Genomic DNA, 19,200 nt, shown 5'->3' with positions numbered 1-19,200 from the left:
GACATGATCTCCATGCGAGCCATGCAACCTCTTCGATCTGGTATTAATGTCAGCACTAATGCTGGTTCTAATGCCAGAACATCGCCCGATTTGCCCGATCAGCAAAATCCGCTCGCCGGACGCTCACGGCTTTTCAGATCCAGAAGCCCTCGGATTTATTCATTCTCAGATCATCATCAAACGCAAAATCGGCCGACGCATCTGAATGCACCCTCGCAAGGGTCACCGCGAAGTCGGCGGGCACCCTTTCAGATTGATTTTGAGCGGGCTTTAGCTTTTAACCCAATTCAAAATTCCAGAACTAAATGTCAAATTCCGAATTTTCGCGTCCGGCTACACCGGCTACACCCAGGAAATTCGGTCTCTAAGGCATTGATTTCTAAGGGAATGGTAGGCCCGGAGGGACTCGAACCCCCAACCAAGCGGTTATGAGCCGCCGGCTCTAACCATTGAGCTACAGGCCCTTGACGCCGGTGGTGGGCGCCTTGGGCGCCGGAGGCCGGCGCCGTGATGCCGGGGCAATGGTTCCCGCAGCATCGGTTCGCTCTAACGCAAATTGCAGAGAGCCACAAGCGCAGAGCGCAAGCATCTGTGGACGATGCATATTTCCTGGGCGCCGGTACTGGAACCTTCTCGCGTGGGCGACAATTACAGAGATTGGATTCGATGAGGAGGGCGATTGCAGATGGTGGCGTTGAACAGTGCCGTGGTGCTTATCGTCGAGGACGAACCGCTGATCCGGTTTAATGTCCTCGATGTGCTGGAAGAGGTCGGCCATGTGGCGCTGGAGGCGGCGAATGCCGACGAGGCGCTGGTGGTGCTGAAGGGCCGGCAGGATGTCGATATCCTGTTCACCGATGTCAATATGGCGGGTTCGATGGACGGTATCCAGCTTGCCACGCGGGTGAGGGCGATGCGGCCGAATATCGGCATCATCATCACCTCGGGCATGGTGCGGCTTGACCCGATGGCGCTGCCCGCCAATACCGCCTTCCTGCCGAAGCCGTATATGCACGACGCGCTGATCTCGACGATCGCCTCGCTGATGACATGACTGGATTGCCTGGCGATAGGACTTCCCCATGACGTGATTGGGCGCGCAGCCGCAAAACGGGGACTGTTTTTGCGGCTGCGCGCGAGGCGCCGGGAGACATGCTGTCTTCGGGCGTGCGGAGGGGGTGCGCCCTCAGCTGAAGCTGCTCTTCAGCGCCTCGTTCTCGTGATGAGCCTTCTTTTCGTAGATCGTGAACAGCGCCATCGAGAGGAGATAGGAGAGGAAGGGATCCCCTATCTGCGTGGCAATGTCGCGGGACGCGAGCACGTGGCGCTCCAAGGCGCCGATATCTTTCTGTATTGCGGTTTCAGCGAGGCGGTTCATGCTGCCATCTCCAGGAATTGGGTCACGACCGAGCGGGCCGGCACGTGTCTGACGTAAAGGGGTAGGGTCAGGCCGAGGGCGGCGCGCATCTTGCGCAGCACGCGGTCCGACACTTCGAAGGCGCCGCAGCAGACCGGATACTTGCCGTAACCGTCTGCGCGGCCGAGTTCCTCCACTTCGGCGCCGGCACGTTTGTAGACGCGCTTGAGATAGGGCTCGTAGTTGGAAATCATCGTGTGGATGCCGTGATCCAGCGCGCATTCGCAAAGCGCCAGCAGCATCATCGAGAAGGCCCGGCCGGCGTCGATATTGGGGAAATCCCTGGCGATCGCCTCCTCATCGATGCACATGCGCGTGCCCTCCCAGATGCCCGGCGCGATAAGATCGGCGGCATCGGGGAAAGTCTCGCGGAAGACATCGTAGAGAAGGGTCGGGCCGGTCGTCGGCATCAGGCGCATGCCGCCATAAAGGCGGGTGCGGCTGTCGTTGCACCAGACGAGATAGGCGGGAGCCAGCGCATCGTAGCTATCGCGCTCGTAAGGGCCGACAACGGGAACGTCCCAGCCGAGCGTATCGGCGAAGACCTGCTTGCGCAGGCGAAACATCTGATCGAGTACGGCAGCGTATTTCTGATACTCATGAGCCTGAATGATTACAAACATCTTGCCCTCCAGCGTTTGCAAGTTCGTGGAGAGCAGAATGGTTCAGGCAGGCCCGATCGGAAATTCCCTCAGATGGGCCCCCTCAGATGAGGGGGGCAGAACATATCGCGCAAAACCGTGGCGCGGTTTTGCGATCACGACATGCGCCAAACAAAGATCAGGGATTGATGATGCGCAATTGCACGGCCCGCGAGGCGGCGGCCGAAATCGTGGCGCAGCCGAGCTTGAAGCGGGCGGTCTTCAGATAATCGCGCGTGGTGTGCTCGGAAATGCCCAGGATGACCGAGATATCCTTGTAATCCTTGCCGAGCGCCGTCCAGTGCAGGCACTCGATTTCGCGCGGCGACAGCGCCGGCACCGGATCGTTCTCGCCGTGCAACTCATAGACCGCCTTGCGATGGATCAGATGGGCGATCTCGATCCATTCGTTGCGGCAGCGGCGGACGAGTTCGGTCCATTCGTCGGCCGGGATACGGGCATTCACCGACAGGAGGGCGCGGCGCTGCGCCTTGTCGGCGACGGGAATGGAGTAGCCGTTGCCGCCAATGCCGTGCTTCTGGGCGTCGACCAGCATGGCATAGGCCTCCGGCGTCGGCTCTACCTCGCTCCAGTCGAACGGCAGCTGGCGTTCGAAGCCCTGCTTGACGATCGGATCGACCTTTACATAGCTGTTCAGGAGGTAGCGGGAGACCCAGGCATCCGGATAGGTGGTGCGCACGAAGGGCGAATCGATCTTGCTGGCGATCGTCTGGGCGAGGTGGTAGGTGACGAAATCGAGGCCATATTCCGCCTGCAGAACGCGGATGGCGCCATCCACATTGGCCGCGGCCTTGATCTGTTCGAAGGCGGACTCGAACTTTTCGCTATAGGTATTCTCAGTCATTTCCACTGCCCCAATTCCCTCAATCCTACCGCGAGGACCCTCATAAATACAAGGCATCCCCACATATGCGGGGAATGACAATCCAGGCTCCGTCTGCTAGCGCCTTTCCACGAGGAGACCTCATATGGACAGCAGAAGACCATTCGAGATTGCCGAATGCCAACAGGCCGCCAAGGGCCTAAAATCCAGCTGGCAGGACATGGCAGGCTCCGAAGCGCTGATCCGCGCGCTCGTTGCCGAACGCAACGGCGACACGCCGCTGGCGCTGTTCTGGACCGAGGTCCACCGGGCGCTTTGCGTGGAAAACAGCGCTTTCTGACATGGCCTGCCCTGGCGGGCGTTTCAGGCTTTTCCCGATACTACAGGATCGGCCGGACACCGGAATTGGTGCTGCGGCCAGATGAAGTCCGTGTCCCGCGAGTGACCACGTTTCATTCTTATCCGTGTCCGATTTTGCGAAGAAAGTGTCGAGCGGCAATGTCGCGGGTGGGTAGGGGGAAAGCCCGTACTCCATGGATTTGTGTCAATATGGTTGATGAAGCGTTTCCGGTGGGAGCAATGGTCGTCGGGGAAGCGGTTGCACTGTGCCATTGCGGACGCTCCCGCGTCTGCTCATCACCCGCCCTCGTGGTTCGAGACGGCCCTGCTGGCCTCCTCACCATGAGGGCTAGTTGTTGTGCCGCGTGGCTGATGGGCTGAGCGGTGGGCCGTGTTTTGCAATTGGGCGCCGGCGCGCCATTCCACTCTGTGATGAGGCAAGCCGCACCTTTTCTCCGCTCTCATCCTGAGGTGCCCCGTAGGGGCCTCGAAGGGCGAGGGCGGCCACCGGTGCAGAAGCCAGTATGAGATAGAGATCAACCAACCTTTGTCGAAGGGTTGACCCAGTCCTCGCGCAGTATTTCGAGCTTCGGCTGCTTCGGGCGAAATTTCACCAGCACCTCGCGGCCATCAATGGAGGCCTGTGTGCGTTCCAGCGCATCGCGTTCGGCAACCGCCTGGCGCCAGTGATCGTCATCACGCCCTTGCGGGCGGCCCTGTTCTTCCCAGATTGCGTAAGCTCTTTTGCTGATCCATTCATGACGTCTGCTGCTCATCTAATCATTCCATTCGTTAAAGGTGTTTATTCGGCAATTCTGTCCTGATTAACCGGCCCGTCCTGCGGAACCGGTCCCTCGTGGCGAACCGGCAGGCGGCGCTTGGCGGCCATCAGCAGGTCGAGTTCGATCGAGGAGGGCCCAAAGCGGGTGAACAGGCTTTCGGCCTGATGGCTCAGCAGGCCATATTTGGAAGCGAATTCATCAAGGCTGTAGGGCCGGCCGCGCAGGATCCTGCTTCGGCGCTCCGGTTCACGGATTTGCGTCATTGGTGATTACCCCAGACTGTTTTGCGAATGTGAGAACAAAACAGATTACAGCGGCAAAAGTTCCGTGAATTTTCAGGGTTTTTTCGCCCGATGGTGCCATTACGGGGCAATCTGGAGCTGCGGCATGGATTTTCCAGAACGGCCGCTCCTGGGAAAATTTCAACTAAAAAATGCAGGAATATCAGCGCGTTATGGAATTCGCTTCCGCGATTGCCGATAAATGGGGTTTACCCCGGCGCGTTAGTCTATAGAATCAATCGTGTTAATCGGTTCGCAGGGGCAGCAAAACGTTCCGTTCCCCGCGTTGGCGCGACCGATACCGGAGGACTTTGGCTTCAACCCATCAAGAGGAGACAGACATGATGAATGCCCTGCCGCCACTTCATGACGGCCACGCGCCGTTTACCCTCCAGCAGCTGTTTCGCGAAGCGCTCTATGCCTTCGAGGAATGGGACAGCGAACTGACCGAACCGATCGTGACTTACGAAGGACGGGTCATCCCCATCGGCTTCGTTTTCGAAGCCATGCGCGAATGCACAGACATCGTGCCGATGAATATCGTCGGCGCCGTTACCGAACGGCTGACCAAGCCGTGGGAGGGCGAAGGCCCGCTCGACCAGATGACTTTCTCGACGGCGGCGCGCGTGATGCGCGTGCTGGTGCGCAAGCGCCTTCTTGCCAACGGCACGGTCGATCTCGTCGCCGCTTCGGCTCACACAGCCGAAGACCAGAACCGCGACTGATTGGATGAGGATCGCGGCCATGGCTGCGATCCTTTTCCGCTTCCTGGCGGAACCTCGCCCATTGCCAGCCGTTTTATCGGCAGGCCCGCCATCAGTGCGGGTGAGGAATGAGCATCATGCTGAAATCCATCGTTCATGAAATCATCGGCGCTCCGCGGCGTCCGCCGGAGCTTCCGCAATCGCTCGAGCAGTTTCGCGACAGGAAGCGGGTCCTGCTCATCTTCGCCGATGCGCAGGACGACCGCGCCGTCATCCAGGACGAATGGCTGCGGAACGCGCATATGCGTCTCATCGAGGAGGATGTCGAGGTTTTCATCATCGCCGGCGGCGGCGCTTTCTCGCCGTTCGACGACGGCTCCGAACTCGATGCCGACGATGTCAGAGAGCGGCTGCAGGGGCCGCCATCCGGCGAGTTCGGGCTGATCCTGGTCGGCCGCGACGGCGCCGTGAAGCTGCGCTCGAGCGAGCCGAGGACTGCCGAGGATATCTTCGCGGCCTTCGAAATGCTGCCGAAGCAGACGCCATGGTAGTGTTTCGACCCTCCGCTTGACGTGACACGGAGTGTGGCGAAAGGCGCGCGTCCGGCGTCTTTGCCGAGACATGCTCTAAAGTTCGAAGGCTTCCTTGAGGCCGAGGCTCTTGCGTTCGCGCAGGTCGAGATCGGCCTCGATATGGGCGATGTGATGCAGCATCAGCTCGCAGGCGCGGTCGAGTTCGTTGCTTTCGATTGCCGAGATGATCTCGCCGTGTTCGGAATGGCCGCAGCTCGAGGCGGTCGACTGGCCGTAAAGCGCGATCACCAGGGACGAGCGGGCAACGAGTTCCTCCATGAAGCGCTGCATGATCGCATTGCCGGATATGACCGCCAGCATCAGGTGGAAATCGCCGGATGCCTTGATCTCGGCGCGGCGCGCCGTCTGTCCACGCTCGCTCATCAGCCGGCCCTCTTCCAGCAACAGCTCTCTCAGATCTCTGATGTCATCGGGGGTGATCCGCGCCGCTGCCTCACGCAACAGGCCGGGCTCGACCAAGCGACGGGCCGAGAAAATCTGGCGGGCTTCTTCAGGCGAGGGATAGGCAACGAAGGCGCCGCGGTTCTTTTCGACGCTGACGAGGCCCTCATAGGAGAGCGCCTGCAAAGCGGCGCGGGCGAGCGTGCGGCTGACGTTGAAGAGATTGCCGACATCGCTTTCGGAAAGCTTGGTGCCGGGCGAAAGCCTGCGTTCGACGATCGCCTCACGAATGGCGTCGCGGATCTGTTGCGCGCCGGTTTCGGCGGATTCTTCGGCCTGCTGAGCCGTGGCGGCGGATTTCATGAAATCATTCCCTGATGGCGGGCAAACCATATCCGGCTTCGCGGCAAAAGTTAAATGATTTTGTGCCCGAAATTCCGGTTAAATTGTATACGATCCATTGCAAAAATTGAGCACGATAGCCTAAATCATGTGCAGACGCTGGTCGTGCTCATAATTTTCTCATGGGTATGGCCTTGATAAAAGCCTTGTTTCACAAGAGCTTGGCGCGGTGTGCGGGAATCTGGCACGGCGAATGCATCGTCTTTTCCAAACAGGGGAAGCATGATGTCGAAAGCGGCAGAGATCGGTTTAGTATCCGTTTCGAAGGTCTACGGCGCGACGACGGCGGTCGATGAAATCAGCCTGAAGATTCCGGCCGGCTCCTATTGCTGCTTCCTCGGCCCGTCGGGCTGCGGCAAGACCTCGACGCTGCGGATGATTGCCGGCCACGAGAGCATCTCCTCGGGCGATATCCGGCTCGGCAATACAGTCGTCACCGATTTTCCGCCGGCCAGGCGCGGCACGGCGATGATGTTCCAGTCCTATGCGCTGTTCCCGCATCTCGACCTGATCGACAACGTCGCCTTCAGCCTGAAGATGAAGGGCGTCGACAAGGCGGAACGGCGGGCCAAGGCGCTCGAGATGCTGAAGCTGATGCAGATGGAGTCCTATGCCGTCAGGCGCCCGGCCCAGCTTTCCGGCGGCCAGCAACAGCGCGTGGCGCTGGCGCGCGCGCTGATCACTGACCCGGAAGCGCTGCTGCTCGACGAGCCGCTGTCGGCGCTCGATCCGTTTTTGAAGATCCGCATGCGCGCGGAGCTCAAGAAGCTGCAGAAGTCGCTCGGCATCACCTTCGTGCACGTCACCCACAGCCAGGAGGAGGCGATGGCGCTCGCCGACGTCATCGTCATCATGAATGACGGAAGGATCGAGCAGGCGGCCGCACCGCGCGAAATTTTCGAGAAGCCGGCGACCGCCTTCGTTGCCCGGTTCATGGGCGATCACAACGTGCTCACCGGCCAGGTGACGTCGAGCGAGAACGGTATGCTCGTCATGACCGTGCCGGAGGGGCAGAGCTTTTCGGTACGTGGAACGGGCAGGGAGGTCGGGGAGCCCGTCGACATCGGCATCCGCACCGACCGCGTGCGCCTGCAGGTGGCGACCGAATGGACGCTCGGCTTCGACGGGATCGTCTCCAACATCGAATATCGCGGCTCTTCGGTGAAGATCACCGTTATCGGCGCCGGCAGCGACGATTTCACCGTCATATCAGGCGATAGCGACTATTTCGCCCGTCCGGTCGCCGTCGGCGACGCGGTCTCACTCAGCTGGGCGCTCGAGGATGCCGTACTGCTCGGCCGCGCTTCCGCTTGAACCACCGTCGACAACCAACCTTGCCCATCCAACAAAAAGGGGAACTGACATGACGACTGAAACCACATCGACCAAGGCGGAAAAGGGTCTTTCCCGCCGCACCCTGCTGAAGACGGGTGCTGCCGCCGTCGGCGCCATTGCCGGCTCCGGCGCGATCACCGGCTTCCCGACAATCTGGGCGAAGACCAACATCACGCTTCGTCAGTTCGGCACCGGTGTTTCGAACATCAATGCCATCGCCGAGAAGTGCAAGGCCGACCTCGGCATCACGCTGGAGATGACGGCGACCGATTCCGACGCCGCCGCCCAGCGCGCCGTCACCCAGCCTGACAGCTACGATATTGCCGACATCGAATACTGGATCGCCAAGAAGGTGTTTCCAACAGGCGTGATGCAGCCGATGGACGTCAAGAAGCTGAAATATTACGACAAGATCGTGCCGTTGTTCATCAACGGCAAGCTGAAGGCAGACAGCGTCATTGCCCAGGGCACGGCGCCGCACACGGTCGGCTTCGTCGAAGCGCAGGGGTCCAAGAAATTCGCCAAGGAGCCGACGCAGTGGATGACGATGGTTCCCACCATCTACAATGCCGACACGCTCGGCATCCGCCCCGACCTCACCGGCCGTCCGATCACCAGCTGGGCCGATATTCTCGACCCGGCTTTCAAGGGCAAGACCGCGATCCTCAACATTCCGTCGATCGGCATCATGGATGCGGCAATGATCATGGAAGCCTCCGGCAAGATCAAATATGCCGACAAGGGCAACATGACCAAGGAAGAGATCGACAAGACCATCGAATTCCTGATCAAGACCAAGGGCGACGGCCAGTTCCGCGCCTTCTGGAAGTCGTTCGACGAGTCGGTCAACCTGATGGCCTCGGGTGAAGTCGTCATCCAGTCGATGTGGTCGCCGGCCGTGGCCGCCGTCCGCTCCAAGGGCATCGCCTGCACCTTCCAGCCGCTCAAGGAAGGCTATCGCGCCTGGGGCGGCGGTCTCGGCCTTGCCTCGCATCTGAAGGGCGCCGAGCTCGATGCGGCTTACGAATACATCAACTGGTACACATCAGGCTGGGTCGGCGGCTACCTCAACCGCCAGGGCTACTATTCTGCCGCCATGGACACCGCCAAGGAATTCATGTCGGCCGATGAATGGGGCTACTGGATCGAGGGCAAGCCGGCGCAGGGCGATATCCTGTCTCCCGAGGGCAAGGTGATGGAGAAGGCCGGTGCTGTCCGCGACGGCGGCTCCTTCGAAGCCCGCATGGGCGCCGTCGCCTGCTGGAACTCCGTGATGGACGAAGACCGCTACATGGTCCGCCGCTGGAACGAGTTCATCGCTGCCTGATGCAGGTCGGCGTTTGCCGCTTTCCCCTCCCCAACCCTCCCCACAAGGGGGAGGGAGCCCGGCGAGGGTGCGGCACAGTAACTCCCTCCCCCTTGTGGGGAGGGTTGGGGAGGGGTCTGTTTTGAGCCCTCCCTATCCGACGGAAGGTTCGTGGTGGCCGAGGCGCTGCCGCGATTCCCTTCTCCCCGCCTGCGGGGAGAAGGTGCCGGCAGGCGGATGATGGGCATCCCTCGTCCGCCTGAATATGGATAAAGGGAGAACCGGATATGGCAACCATCGCAGCAGAAACGGAAGAGGGCAGCCGCGGCAGACGTTCTTTCCGTCTCTCCCCATCAGCCATCTCCTATCTCCAGGCGATGCCGCTGATCGGCATTCTCGCCTTCTTCTTCCTGCTGCCGATCGCGATGATCGCCGTCGTCAGCTTCTGGGACTATGATTTCGCCGGTCTCTATCCCGATTTCCTGACGATGAACTATACCGACACGCTCGGTTCATGGGTGACGTGGAAGACCTATCTCAACACGCTGAAATTCACCGCGATCGTCTGGGGGCTGACGCTTCTTATCGGTTTCTGGGTCGCCTATTTCCTGGCCTTCCACATCCGCAAGACCTCGACGCAGATGATCCTCTTTCTCATCTGTACCGTGCCGTTCATGACCTCGAACATCATCCGGATGATTTCGTGGATCCCGGTGCTCGGGCGCAATGGTCTCGTCAATTCGGCACTGATCAAGATGGGCATCATCCCCCAGCCGATCGAATGGCTGCTCTATTCCGATTTCGCCGTCGTGCTCGCCATGGTGCATCTCTATACGCTGTTCATGGTGACGCCGATCTTCAACACGCTGATGCGCATCGACCGGTCGCTGTTCGAGGCGGCGCGCGATGCCGGCGCATCGGGCTGGCAGGTGCTGTGGAACGTCGTCATTCCGCTTGCCAAACCCGGCATGGCGATCGGCACGATCTTCGTCGTCACCCTGGTGATGGCCGACTTTTCGACGGTGCAGGTGATGTCCGGCGGCCAGAGTGCCTCGGTGGCGCTGATGATGAAGAACCAGATGTCGCTGCTGCAATATCCGGCGGCGGCCGCCAATGCCGTGGTGCTGCTTGCCGTGGTGCTTTTGATGGTCGCGGCCATCCTGCGTGTCGTCGACATCCGCAAGGAGCTTTGAGATGAACTACGAAAAACGCGGCCTCGAATTCTATCTGCTGGCGATCTTCTTCGTCATCTTCGTGCTGTTCCTCTACGGCCCGCTTTCGGCGATCCTGATCCTCTCCTTCCAGGGGCCGGACGGCGGCCTGACCTTCCCGATGAATGGCGTTTCCATCCACTGGTTCTTCAACCTGTTCGAGAAGCAGGCGGTCGGCGATTTCGGCGCCTCCTTTCGGCGCTCCTTCACCCTCGGACTGATGGTGATGGCGGTGACCGTCACCGTGTCGCTGCTCGCCGGCCTTGCCTTCCGCCGCCGTTTTCCAGGTTCGACCGCGCTATTCTACGCCACCGTCGCAAGTCTCGTGGTGCCGTCGATCATCATCTCGCTCGGCATCGGCGTCGTCTTCCAGGAAGGAGGGCTGAGGCCCGCCTGGTATTCATCGGCCTTCGGCGCGCATCTCACCTGGACGCTGCCGTTCGGCGTGCTGATCATGTTTGCCGTCTTCAACCGCTTCTCGCCGGCCTATGAAGAGGCGGCGCGCGACCTTGGCGCCAGTTCGTGGCAAACGTTCCTGCATGTGGTACTGCCGATGATCGCGCCGAGCCTGATCGGCGTCGGTCTGTTCGGCTTCACGCTCTCCTATGACGAATTCGCCCGCACACTGATGACCTCGGGCAGCTACAATACGCTGCCGCTCGAAATCTATGGCATGACGACCAATGTCACGACGCCGGTGCTCTATGCGCTCGGCACGGTGACGACGCTGTTTTCCTTCACCATCATTCTCATCGCGCTCGGCATCATGACCATGCTCGGCCGGCGGCAGGCAAAGATAGACTGACATGCGCATTCTCATCGTCAATCCGAACACCACGGCCTCCATGACCGAGAAGGCCGCGACCGCCGCACGCGCGGTGGCTGCTTCAGGTACGGAGATTATCGCCGCCACCTCGCGCATGGGCCCCGTCTCCATCGAGGGTCATTACGACGGCGCGCTGGCGATCCCCGGTCTGCTTAGCGAACTCAAGGAGCGACAGGCGGCCGGCTACGACGCGGCTGTCATTGCCTGCTTTGACGATACCGGGCTCGAAGCGGCACGGAGCTTTGCCGATGTGCCCATCCTCGGGCTTTGCGAATCTGCAGTCGTGACCGCCGGCTTCCTGGCGCAGCGCTTCACCGTGGTGACGACGCTGGAGCGGTCGCGGGTGCTGATCGACAATCTGGTGCGCCGTTACGGGATGGGCGACCGCGCCAAGGTGCGCGCCTGCGATATCCCGGTGCTGGAGCTTGAAGATGCGGCCTCGGGCGCAATCGGCAAGCTCCGGGCCGAGATCGAGCGGGCGCTTGCCGAAGACGGCGCCGAGGCGATCGTGCTCGGCTGCGCCGGCATGACCGATCTGGCGCGCGAGTTGCAGGAAATCTACGGCGTGCCGGTCGTCGATGGTGTGGCGGCCGCCGTCAAGCAGGCCGAGGCGCTGGTATCGCTTAAGCTTTCCACCAGTAAACGTGGCTCCTATGCCTCGCCGCTGCCGAAGATTTTTACCGGGGCGATGAGCGGGTTCTCGCCAGTCCGGAAGGTCGGCTGATCCGATGGCGGTGTCCTTCGACTTCCAGCAGCTTTCGGAGCGCGAGCGTTACAACCTGATGATCGGTACGATCATTCCGCGGCCGATCGCGCTGGTGACGACGGTCGACGAGCACGGCCGGATCAACGCGGCGCCTTTCAGTTTTTTCAACTGCCTTTCGGCCGATCCGCCGATCCTGGCGATCGGGGTCGAAAACAATGCCGACATGTCGTTCAAGGACACCGGCCACAATATCCGCATGACCGAGGTCTTCACGGTCAACATCGTTTCCTTTGCCATCGCCCAGGCCATGCATGTCTGCGGCGCCAAATATCCCCGCGGCGTCGACGAACTGAAGGAAGCCGGATTGACGGCGGTATCAGGCGAGAAGGTGGCCTCACCCTTCATCGCCGAGGCGCCGGCCGCTTTCGAATGCCGCCGGCATGTGACCCTGGAGCTCGGCCGCTCGCGGCAGATCGTCATGGGCGAGATCGTCTATGCGCATTACCGCGACGGGGTCGTCGATCCGGAACGACTGCATGTCGATCCTGCCGCGCTCGACGCCATTGCGCGGCTCGGCGGCGATACCTGCGCCACCATCCGCGATCGTTTCGAGATGCTGACGCCGAAGCTCTGACGTGTGAGGTAGGCCTAAGTTTTTGCTTTACATTTTCGCTGCCGGCGAGAATTGTCTGCAGCGAATTATCGCGGCAGAGGAGCGCTTGCCCATGACAATCGAGGACGATCTCAGCCGGATTGCGGAGCAGGAGAAGGCCCTGAGTTTCGACGCCTTCGACCTGACGACGGCATGGCAGCTCGGCAAACTGCTGCAGGAACTCGCCACCGAACGCGGCCTTGGCATCGCAATCGACGTGACCCTGCATGCAATGCCGGTCTTCTATGCGGCATTGCCGGGTGTGACGCCCGACAACGTCAATTGGGTCCGTCGCAAGCGCAACATGGTGCTGCGTTATTTCCGCAGCAGTTATGCCTCCGGCCTAAAGCTGAGGAAGGACGGCAAGACGGTTGAGGATAACGGGCTTCCCGACGCCGACTATGCGCCGCATGGCGGCAGTTTCCCGATCAACGTCAAGGGCACCGGCTGCATCGGCGCGGTCACCGTCTCCGGCCTGCCGCAGCGCGACGACCACAATCTCGCGGTCGAGGCCTTGGCGCTGATGCTCGCAAAGGATCTGGACACGCTGCGGCTCGCCCCACTCTAACGGGCCGGGCTTACTGAGACGTCAGATCCGGCCGCCGGCTTCAGTGATGCCCTTCGTCAGGCTGCCGGTTGCCGGGAAGAGCGGGATGAGGCAGGCCTGCAGGGCGTGGTAGATATCACCCTTGCCGGGGAAGAGCGCGTGCGAGGGAATGAGGTCTTCCGTCAACTCCTCGTGCCAGCCGCCGTTCCTGTGGTCGATGAAGGCGCGTTCGATGACGTTCCAGATCTTGCGGTAGCTGTCTTCGTGGAAATCGCTCGGAAGGTGCTCGTTGAGGAAGTGGGCGGCGGCAGCACCCTCGCAGGCCGGCCACCAGAGCTTGTTGCGCTTGGCGGGCTTGTCGTCCCAATCGAGCGTATAGAAAAAGCCGCCCTTGTCATCGTCCCAGCCGAGCGCCATGGATTGCGCGAAAAGCGCCTTGGCTGCATCCGGCAGCCATTCGATGCGTTTGCCGCCGAGCGTCCAGAGCTGCAGGATCAGGCGGGCCCATTCCAGCCAGTGACCGGGCGTCGTGCCGGCTGGGCGGAACATTTCGTTCGGATGATAGTAGTGCTTGTCGAGATTCCATTCGGCGTCGAAATGCTCGGCGACGCGCCAGTCGACCGAACCGGCTTGGCGGCGGATGACCAGATCGGCGATGCTTTCGGCCTTGGTCAGGTACTCCCTGTCGCCGGTGGCTTCGAAGGCGGCCATCAGCGCTTCGGTCAGGTGCATGTTGGAGTTCTGGCCGCGATAGGTGCCGCCATCGAGCGGCTGCCAGTCGGCGGTGAATTCCTCGGCGATGGCGCCGTGCTTTGCTTCCCAGAACTTGGTGTTGAGGATCTCGGTGATATCATCAAGCATGCCGTCGGCAAGCGGATGGCCGATCGTCTTGGCGGAGGAGGCGGCCAGCAGCACGAAAGCATGGCCATAACCCTGCTTGTTGGTGTCGACGGGACCGTCATTGTTCAGCGACCAGAAATAGCCGCCATTCTTCCGGTCGCGATGCTGGTTCCAGAGGTAGTCCATGCCGTGGTCGACGAGGTCGCTGGCACCCGGGCGGCCGAGCAGCGTGCCGATCGAGAAACAATGCACGGCGCGCGCCGCGATATGGATGCCGCGAACCTGGCCCTCGGCGTCGAGCGGCCTGCCGGTATCGTCAAGATCGTAAAAGCCGCCCTTGGGATTGCGCGAATTGTGCTGGAAGAAATCGAAGAGGCCATTTGCCTGGGCAAGCAGCCAGCCGCGATGATAGGCGCGGCTCGTCCAGTTTCCAAGCTCGGGTGCCATGACATTTCCTCCGATTTCGTGCGCGATGCTCTTGAAATGCCTATATAGAGGCCATTCGAGTCTGTCATGGGGCCAGGCTTGCAAAGCACGAAATCGATAGGCATATATTGACATAAAGATATCTTTATGTGATGTGATCTGTCTGGTCTTACGACGTCAAGGAGCCCTCCCGTGTTTGACAACCTCTTTGGTCCGGAAACGGGCAAACGTGACCGCAATGAAGTTTTCGCAGCTTTGCGACAGGCTGCGAGCGAGCGCATCCTTGTCCTCGACGGCGCCATGGGCACGCAAATCCAAGGGCTCGGCTATGACGAAGACCAGTTCCGCGGAACCCGTTTCATCGGCTGCGCCTGCCACCAGAAGGGTAATAACGACCTTCTGATCCTGACCCAGCCGGATGCGATCGAAGAGATCCATTACCGATACGCCAAGGCGGGCGCCGATATTCTCGAGACCAACACCTTCTCCTCGACCAGCATTGCGCAGGCCGATTACGCGATGGAGGGCGCGGTCTACGACCTCAACAAGGAAGGCGCCGAGATCGTGCGCCGGGCAGCACAGCGCGCCGAGCGCGAGGATGGCCGCCGCCGCTTCGTCGCCGGCGCCATCGGACCGACCAACCGCACCGCCTCGATCTCGCCTGACGTCAACAATCCCGGTTTTCGCGCCGTGAGCTTCGACGATCTGCGTATTGCCTATGGCGAGCAGATCGACGGGCTGATCGACGGCGGCGCCGACATCATCCTGATCGAGACGATCTTCGACACGCTGAACGCCAAGGCGGCGATCTTTGCCTGCGAGGAGCGCTTCGAGGCAAAGGGCGTGCGCCTGCCGGTGATGATCTCCGGCACGATCACCGACCTTTCCGGCCGGACGCTTTCGGGCCAGACGCCGTCGGCCTTCTGGAACTCGGTGCGCCATGCCAATCCCTTCACAATCGGCCTCAACTGCGCGCTCGGCGCTAATGCGATGCGCCCACATCTGCAGGAGCTTTCCGGCGTCGCCGACACCTTCATCTGCGCCTATCCGAATGCCGGCCTGCCGAACGAATTCGGTCAGTACGATGAAACGCCGGAGCTGATGGCGGCGCAGATCGACAGCTTCGCCCGCGAAGGCCTGGTCAATATCGTCGGCGGCTGCTGCGGCTCGACGCCCGAACATATCAGGGCAATCGCCGAGACCGTCGCGAAATATAAGCCGCGGCCGATTCCCGAGCATCGCCCCTTCATGTCGCTGTCGGGTCTGGAACCTTTCGAGCTGACCAAGGATATTCCCTTCGTCAACGTCGGCGAGCGCACCAACGTCACCGGCTCGGCGAAGTTTCGCAAGCTGATCACCAATGCCGATTACACGGCAGCGCTCGATGTGGCGCGCGACCAGGTCGAAAACGGCGCGCAGGTGATCGACATCAATATGGACGAGGGGCTGATCGATTCCGAAAAGGCGATGGTCGAGTTCCTCAACCTGATTGCCGCCGAGCCCGATATCGCCCGCGTGCCTGTCATGATCGACAGTTCGAAGTTCTCGATCATCGAGTCCGGCCTGAAGCGCGTTCAGGGCAAGCCGATCGTCAACTCGATCTCGCTGAAGGAAGGCGAGGAGAATTTTCTCGCCCAGGCGCGGCTGCTGCACAATTACGGCGCTGCCGTCGTCGTCATGGCCTTCGACGAGACGGGGCAGGCGGACAGCTACGAGCGCAAGGTGGAAATTTGCACCCGCGCCTATAAGCTTTTGACCGAAAAGATCGGCTTCCCGCCTGAAGATATCATCTTTGACCCGAACATCTTCGCGGTGGCGACCGGCATCGAAGAGCACAATAATTACGGCGTCGATTTCATCGAGGCGACGCGGACGATCCGCGAGCGCATGCCGCTCGTCCATATCTCGGGCGGCGTCTCCAACCTGTCCTTCTCGTTCCGCGGCAACGAGCCGGTGCGCGAGGCGATGCACGCGGTGTTCCTATACCACGCCATCCAGGCGGGCATGGACATGGGCATCGTCAATGCCGGCCAGCTTGCGGTCTACGACAATATCGATCCCGAACTGCGCGAGGCCTGCGAGGACGTGGTGCTGAACCGCCGTCCCGACGGCACCGAGCGGCTGCTCGAAGTGGCCGAGCGCTTCCGTGGCGCCGGCGCCAGGGAAGGTCGGGTCCAGGACCTCTCGTGGCGTGAATGGAGCGTCGAGAAGCGGCTCGAACATGCGCTGGTGAACGGCATCACCGAATATATCGAAGCCGACACCGAGGAGGCCCGCCTGCAGGCCGCCCGGCCGCTGCATGTCATCGAAGGGCCGCTGATGGCCGGTATGAACGTCGTCGGCGATCTGTTCGGCTCGGGCAAGATGTTCCTGCCGCAGGTGGTCAAGTCGGCGCGCGTCATGAAGCAGGCGGTCGCCGTGCTGCTGCCTCACATGGAAGAGGAAAAGCGCCTGAACGGCGGCGAGGAGCGTCGCTCGGCCGGCAAGATCCTGATGGCGACGGTCAAGGGCGACGTCCACGATATCGGCAAGAACATCGTCGGCGTCGTACTTGCCTGCAACAATTATGAGATCGTCGACCTCGGCGTGATGGTGCCGGCGACGAAGATCCTCGAAACGGCGATCGCCGAAAAGGTCGATGTCATCGGTCTTTCCGGCCTGATCACGCCGTCGCTTGACGAGATGGTGCATGTCGCGGCCGAAATGGAGCGGCAGGGTTTCGAGATCCCGCTTTTGATCGGCGGGGCGACGACCAGCCGCGTGCATACGGCCGTGAAAATCCATCCGGGCTACAACAAGGGGCAGGCGATCTACGTCACCGATGCGAGCCGCGCCGTCGGTGTCGTCTCGGCGCTGTTGTCGCCGGAGGCGCGCCACGGCTACGTCGACGATATAAGAGCCGAATATGCCAAGGTGGCGGCCGCCCATGCGCGCAGCGAAGCCGAGAAGGTGCGCCTGCCATTGCCGCGGGCTCGCGAGAATGCGCATAAGGTCGACTGGTCTGGCTATCAACCGACGAAGCCGCAATTCTTCGGCACGCAGGTGTTCGAGGATTACGACCTGGCCGAGCTTGCCAGATATATCGACTGGACGCCGTTCTTCCAGACCTGGGAACTGCGCGGCCGCTACCCCGCCATTCTTGAGGACGAGAAGCAGGGCGAGGCGGCGCGTGCGCTCTGGGCCGATGCGCAGGCAATGCTCAAGAAGATCATCGACGAGAAGTGGTTCCGCCCGCGCGCCGTCATCGGCTTCTGGCCGGCCGGTGCTGTCGGCGACGACATCCGCCTGTTCACGGACGAGAGCCGCAGTCAGGAGCTCGCCACCTTCTACACGCTGCGCCAGCAGCTTTCGAAGCGGGACGGGCGGCCGAACGTGGCGCTCTCCGATTTCGTCGCGCCGGTTTCAAGCGGCGTGCAGGATTATGTCGGCGGCTTCGTGGTGACGGCCGGCATCGAGGAAATCGCCATCGCCGAGCGTTTCGAACGGGCCAACGACGATTACTCCTCGATCCTGGTCAAGGCGCTGGCCGACCGCTTCGCCGAAGCCTTCGCCGAGCGCATGCATGAGCAGGTGCGCCGCGAATATTGGGGCTATGCGAAGGACGAGACGCTCAGCAAAGAGGATCTCATCACCGAAGCCTATGCCGGTATCCGCCCGGCGCCCGGTTATCCCGCCCAGCCCGATCACACCGAAAAAGCAACGCTTTTCACGCTGCTCGATGCGGAAAAAGCGGCCGGCGTGAAGCTGACGGAGAGCTATGCGATGTGGCCCGGCTCGTCGGTCTCCGGCCTCTATATCGGCCACCCCGACTCCTATTATTTCGGCGTCGCCAAGGTGGAGCGCGATCAAGTGGAAGACTATGCCAAGCGCAAGGGTATGGAGGTTTCCGAAGTCGAACGCTGGCTCGGGCCGGTGCTCAATTATGTGCCGCGCAAGACGGGCGAGGAGATCGAGGACGCGGCGTAAGAAGCGGCCTTACTCGCTCTTAATGCAATGAATTAGGAAATAATAAAGCCGGAAAGTGATTCACTTTCCGGCTCTATATCTTTGATGTAACTTGATAATAATCCACAGCTACGCTGTTTGAACTCGATAGCGGATTGGTGATTGCCAGAGGGCGCAAGGCTATGGTGAAGATCGTTCCAATTATACAGCCCTCCTTTAAAATCGGCCTTCTCAAGGGGAAACTTATTGGAAACGAGCCGGATTTCTTCGAGCCCACAGAGATTGAACCTACGCCGCCGCCTCGGTCGCCAGACGCTTTGGAGTAATAGGCATCAGCGGCGAACGGGATCGCTTTTCCTTGCCTTGGCAAGATCGAGAAATTTCGCCTTGATCGTTGCGAAAAGCCCAGGCGGAATGAAGCCGTAGGCGAACATTCCCTCGCTGCCCGGCACGGGTGAAAGCCCGCCATTCGGCCATTCATCGATATTGTGTTCGGAGACGATGACCCAACTCGAGGTGTCGTCCAGACCGATCGCCCGCTTCACCTTCGGCGGAATCTCTATTCCGACCGTATCGCCGGACGGTGGCGTATGGGTGATCGGCAGCAGAACGACATAGCGGGGACTGGCCAGGCTGTCGCTCGCCGCAAGAAGACAGGCGGGCCTGTCTTTGCCCTGATCGCGACCCGCCGATGCTTCGCGCGACCACAGGTAATCATAGCGCACGACAAGGCCGGGCTTCGGCTCGGGAATTGACGCCATGATGGACTATTTCAACAGGTCGTCGAGAGAGGTGTGGGCCGCGTCCATCTCCGCTCTTTCGACCGCGTCGATGACGACAGACAAGGCGTCGGCAGTTCTGTGCGTCCGTTGCGCGGCAGCTTTCAGCCAATCATAATGCTCGGCGGTCATGAGGACGAATTCACGACGGCCATGCCGGGTGATCTCGACGGGCTCGCGTTGCGCCTGATGCTGAAACTCGCCGAATTTTCGCTGAAATTCCAGAGCCGTGGTCCGAGCCAT

At 61.0% G+C, this 19,200-nt stretch carries 21 protein-coding genes and 1 tRNA gene; 12 read left to right on the top strand and 10 right to left on the bottom strand.

The window, feature by feature from the left end; genetic code table 11:
• Positions 1-388 precede the first annotated feature (388 nt).
• Positions 389-464: transfer RNA gene (locus GR197_RS17945), tRNA-Ile, on the bottom strand.
• Between the two features lie 221 nt (positions 465-685).
• Here GR197_RS17945 and GR197_RS17940 point away from each other — a divergent pair.
• A complete protein-coding gene (locus tag GR197_RS17940) occupies positions 686-1,054 on the top strand; it encodes a response regulator (protein WP_164011842.1) in 369 nt (122 codons plus the stop codon).
• A gap of 132 nt (positions 1,055-1,186) precedes the next feature.
• On the opposite strand, the gene GR197_RS17935 is transcribed toward GR197_RS17940, so the two are convergent.
• The 3 genes from GR197_RS17935 to GR197_RS17925 all read right to left on the bottom strand — a co-directional run bounded on the left by GR197_RS17935 (position 1,187) and on the right by GR197_RS17925 (position 2,923).
• The gene (locus tag GR197_RS17935) at positions 1,187-1,378 is read right to left on the bottom strand and encodes a hypothetical protein (RefSeq protein WP_003593249.1); all 192 of its coding nucleotides are present in this window, start codon (positions 1,376-1,378) and stop codon (positions 1,187-1,189) included.
• Positions 1,375-2,040, bottom strand: a complete 666-nt coding sequence (locus GR197_RS17930; RefSeq protein WP_164011840.1) for an acyl-homoserine-lactone synthase — start codon at positions 2,038-2,040, stop codon at positions 1,375-1,377. The genes GR197_RS17935 and GR197_RS17930 overlap by 4 nt, the downstream gene beginning before the upstream one ends.
• Before the next feature lie 157 nt (positions 2,041-2,197).
• Positions 2,198-2,923 carry a LuxR family transcriptional regulator gene (locus tag GR197_RS17925; protein WP_164011839.1) on the bottom strand — a complete coding sequence of 242 codons (726 nt, stop codon included), beginning with the start codon at positions 2,921-2,923 and terminating at the stop codon, positions 2,198-2,200.
• A gap of 124 nt (positions 2,924-3,047) precedes the next feature.
• On the opposite strand from GR197_RS17925, the gene GR197_RS17920 reads away from it, so the two are divergent.
• A complete protein-coding gene (locus GR197_RS17920; RefSeq protein WP_164011837.1) occupies positions 3,048-3,242 on the top strand; it encodes a hypothetical protein in 195 nt (64 codons plus the stop codon).
• Positions 3,243-3,777: 535 nt separating this feature from the next.
• Here the strand turns inward: GR197_RS17920 and GR197_RS17915 are convergent.
• Positions 3,778-4,017 carry a DUF2934 domain-containing protein gene (locus GR197_RS17915; protein WP_164011835.1) on the bottom strand — a complete coding sequence of 80 codons (240 nt, stop codon included), beginning with the start codon at positions 4,015-4,017 and terminating at the stop codon, positions 3,778-3,780.
• Between the two features lie 26 nt (positions 4,018-4,043).
• Entirely contained in the window at positions 4,044-4,286 is a 243-nt protein-coding gene (locus GR197_RS17910) for a hypothetical protein (protein ID WP_164011834.1), read from the bottom strand.
• A 359-nt stretch (positions 4,287-4,645) separates the two neighbouring features.
• Between GR197_RS17910 and GR197_RS17905 the strand changes: the two genes are divergently transcribed.
• Together GR197_RS17905 and GR197_RS17900 are read left to right on the top strand one after the other, a co-directional pair.
• Positions 4,646-5,029 (top strand): hypothetical protein, encoded by a 384-nt coding sequence (locus tag GR197_RS17905; protein WP_164011832.1) that lies wholly within the window; start codon positions 4,646-4,648, stop codon positions 5,027-5,029.
• Positions 5,030-5,145: 116 nt separating this feature from the next.
• The gene (locus GR197_RS17900) at positions 5,146-5,559 is read left to right on the top strand and encodes a DUF4174 domain-containing protein (protein ID WP_164011830.1); all 414 of its coding nucleotides are present in this window, start codon (positions 5,146-5,148) and stop codon (positions 5,557-5,559) included.
• A 75-nt stretch (positions 5,560-5,634) separates the two neighbouring features.
• Here GR197_RS17900 and GR197_RS17895 read toward each other — a convergent pair whose 3' ends face one another.
• On the bottom strand, positions 5,635-6,345 hold the full coding sequence (locus GR197_RS17895; RefSeq protein WP_164011829.1) for a GntR family transcriptional regulator: 711 nt from the start codon (positions 6,343-6,345) through the stop codon (positions 5,635-5,637).
• Between the two features lie 264 nt (positions 6,346-6,609).
• On the opposite strand from GR197_RS17895, the gene GR197_RS17890 reads away from it, so the two are divergent.
• The 7 genes from GR197_RS17890 to GR197_RS17860 all read left to right on the top strand — a co-directional run bounded on the left by GR197_RS17890 (position 6,610) and on the right by GR197_RS17860 (position 12,988).
• Entirely contained in the window at positions 6,610-7,698 is a 1,089-nt protein-coding gene (locus tag GR197_RS17890) for an ABC transporter ATP-binding protein (protein ID WP_164011828.1), read from the top strand.
• 49 nt (positions 7,699-7,747) lie between these two features.
• Complete coding sequence (locus tag GR197_RS17885; RefSeq protein ID WP_164011827.1) at positions 7,748-9,046, top strand: ABC transporter substrate-binding protein; 1,299 nt, start codon at positions 7,748-7,750, stop codon at positions 9,044-9,046.
• 266 nt (positions 9,047-9,312) lie between these two features.
• Positions 9,313-10,218, top strand: a complete 906-nt coding sequence (locus GR197_RS17880) for an ABC transporter permease (protein WP_164011826.1) — start codon at positions 9,313-9,315, stop codon at positions 10,216-10,218.
• Position 10,219: 1 nt separating this feature from the next.
• Complete coding sequence (locus tag GR197_RS17875; protein WP_164011824.1) at positions 10,220-11,041, top strand: ABC transporter permease; 822 nt, start codon at positions 10,220-10,222, stop codon at positions 11,039-11,041.
• A 1-nt stretch (position 11,042) separates the two neighbouring features.
• Positions 11,043-11,786 carry an aspartate/glutamate racemase family protein gene (locus tag GR197_RS17870; RefSeq protein ID WP_164011822.1) on the top strand — a complete coding sequence of 248 codons (744 nt, stop codon included), beginning with the start codon at positions 11,043-11,045 and terminating at the stop codon, positions 11,784-11,786.
• 4 nt (positions 11,787-11,790) lie between these two features.
• On the top strand, positions 11,791-12,402 hold the full coding sequence (locus tag GR197_RS17865; protein WP_164011820.1) for a flavin reductase family protein: 612 nt from the start codon (positions 11,791-11,793) through the stop codon (positions 12,400-12,402).
• A gap of 91 nt (positions 12,403-12,493) precedes the next feature.
• Complete coding sequence (locus GR197_RS17860) at positions 12,494-12,988, top strand: heme-degrading domain-containing protein (RefSeq protein WP_164011818.1); 495 nt, start codon at positions 12,494-12,496, stop codon at positions 12,986-12,988.
• Positions 12,989-13,009: 21 nt separating this feature from the next.
• Here the strand turns inward: GR197_RS17860 and GR197_RS17855 are convergent, their stop codons facing one another.
• Positions 13,010-14,254, bottom strand: a complete 1,245-nt coding sequence (locus GR197_RS17855; RefSeq protein ID WP_164011816.1) for an AGE family epimerase/isomerase — start codon at positions 14,252-14,254, stop codon at positions 13,010-13,012.
• Positions 14,255-14,425: 171 nt separating this feature from the next.
• Between GR197_RS17855 and metH the strand changes: the two genes are divergently transcribed.
• The gene (gene metH, locus GR197_RS17850; protein ID WP_164011814.1) at positions 14,426-18,199 is read left to right on the top strand and encodes a methionine synthase; all 3,774 of its coding nucleotides are present in this window, start codon (positions 14,426-14,428) and stop codon (positions 18,197-18,199) included.
• Between the two features lie 311 nt (positions 18,200-18,510).
• On the opposite strand, the gene GR197_RS17845 is transcribed toward metH, so the two are convergent.
• Entirely contained in the window at positions 18,511-18,939 is a 429-nt protein-coding gene (locus tag GR197_RS17845) for a hypothetical protein (RefSeq protein WP_164011812.1), read from the bottom strand.
• 6 nt (positions 18,940-18,945) lie between these two features.
• The gene (locus GR197_RS17840) at positions 18,946-19,200 is read right to left on the bottom strand and encodes a type II toxin-antitoxin system prevent-host-death family antitoxin (protein ID WP_164011810.1); all 255 of its coding nucleotides are present in this window, start codon (positions 19,198-19,200) and stop codon (positions 18,946-18,948) included.

The organism is Rhizobium phaseoli, from assembly GCF_010668805.1.
In the GTDB taxonomy this organism is placed as follows: Bacteria; Pseudomonadota; Alphaproteobacteria; order Rhizobiales; family Rhizobiaceae; genus Rhizobium; species Rhizobium phaseoli_A.
Note: the sequence above shows the minus strand (reverse complement) of the source record. Positions and strands in the feature narration are given on the sequence as shown.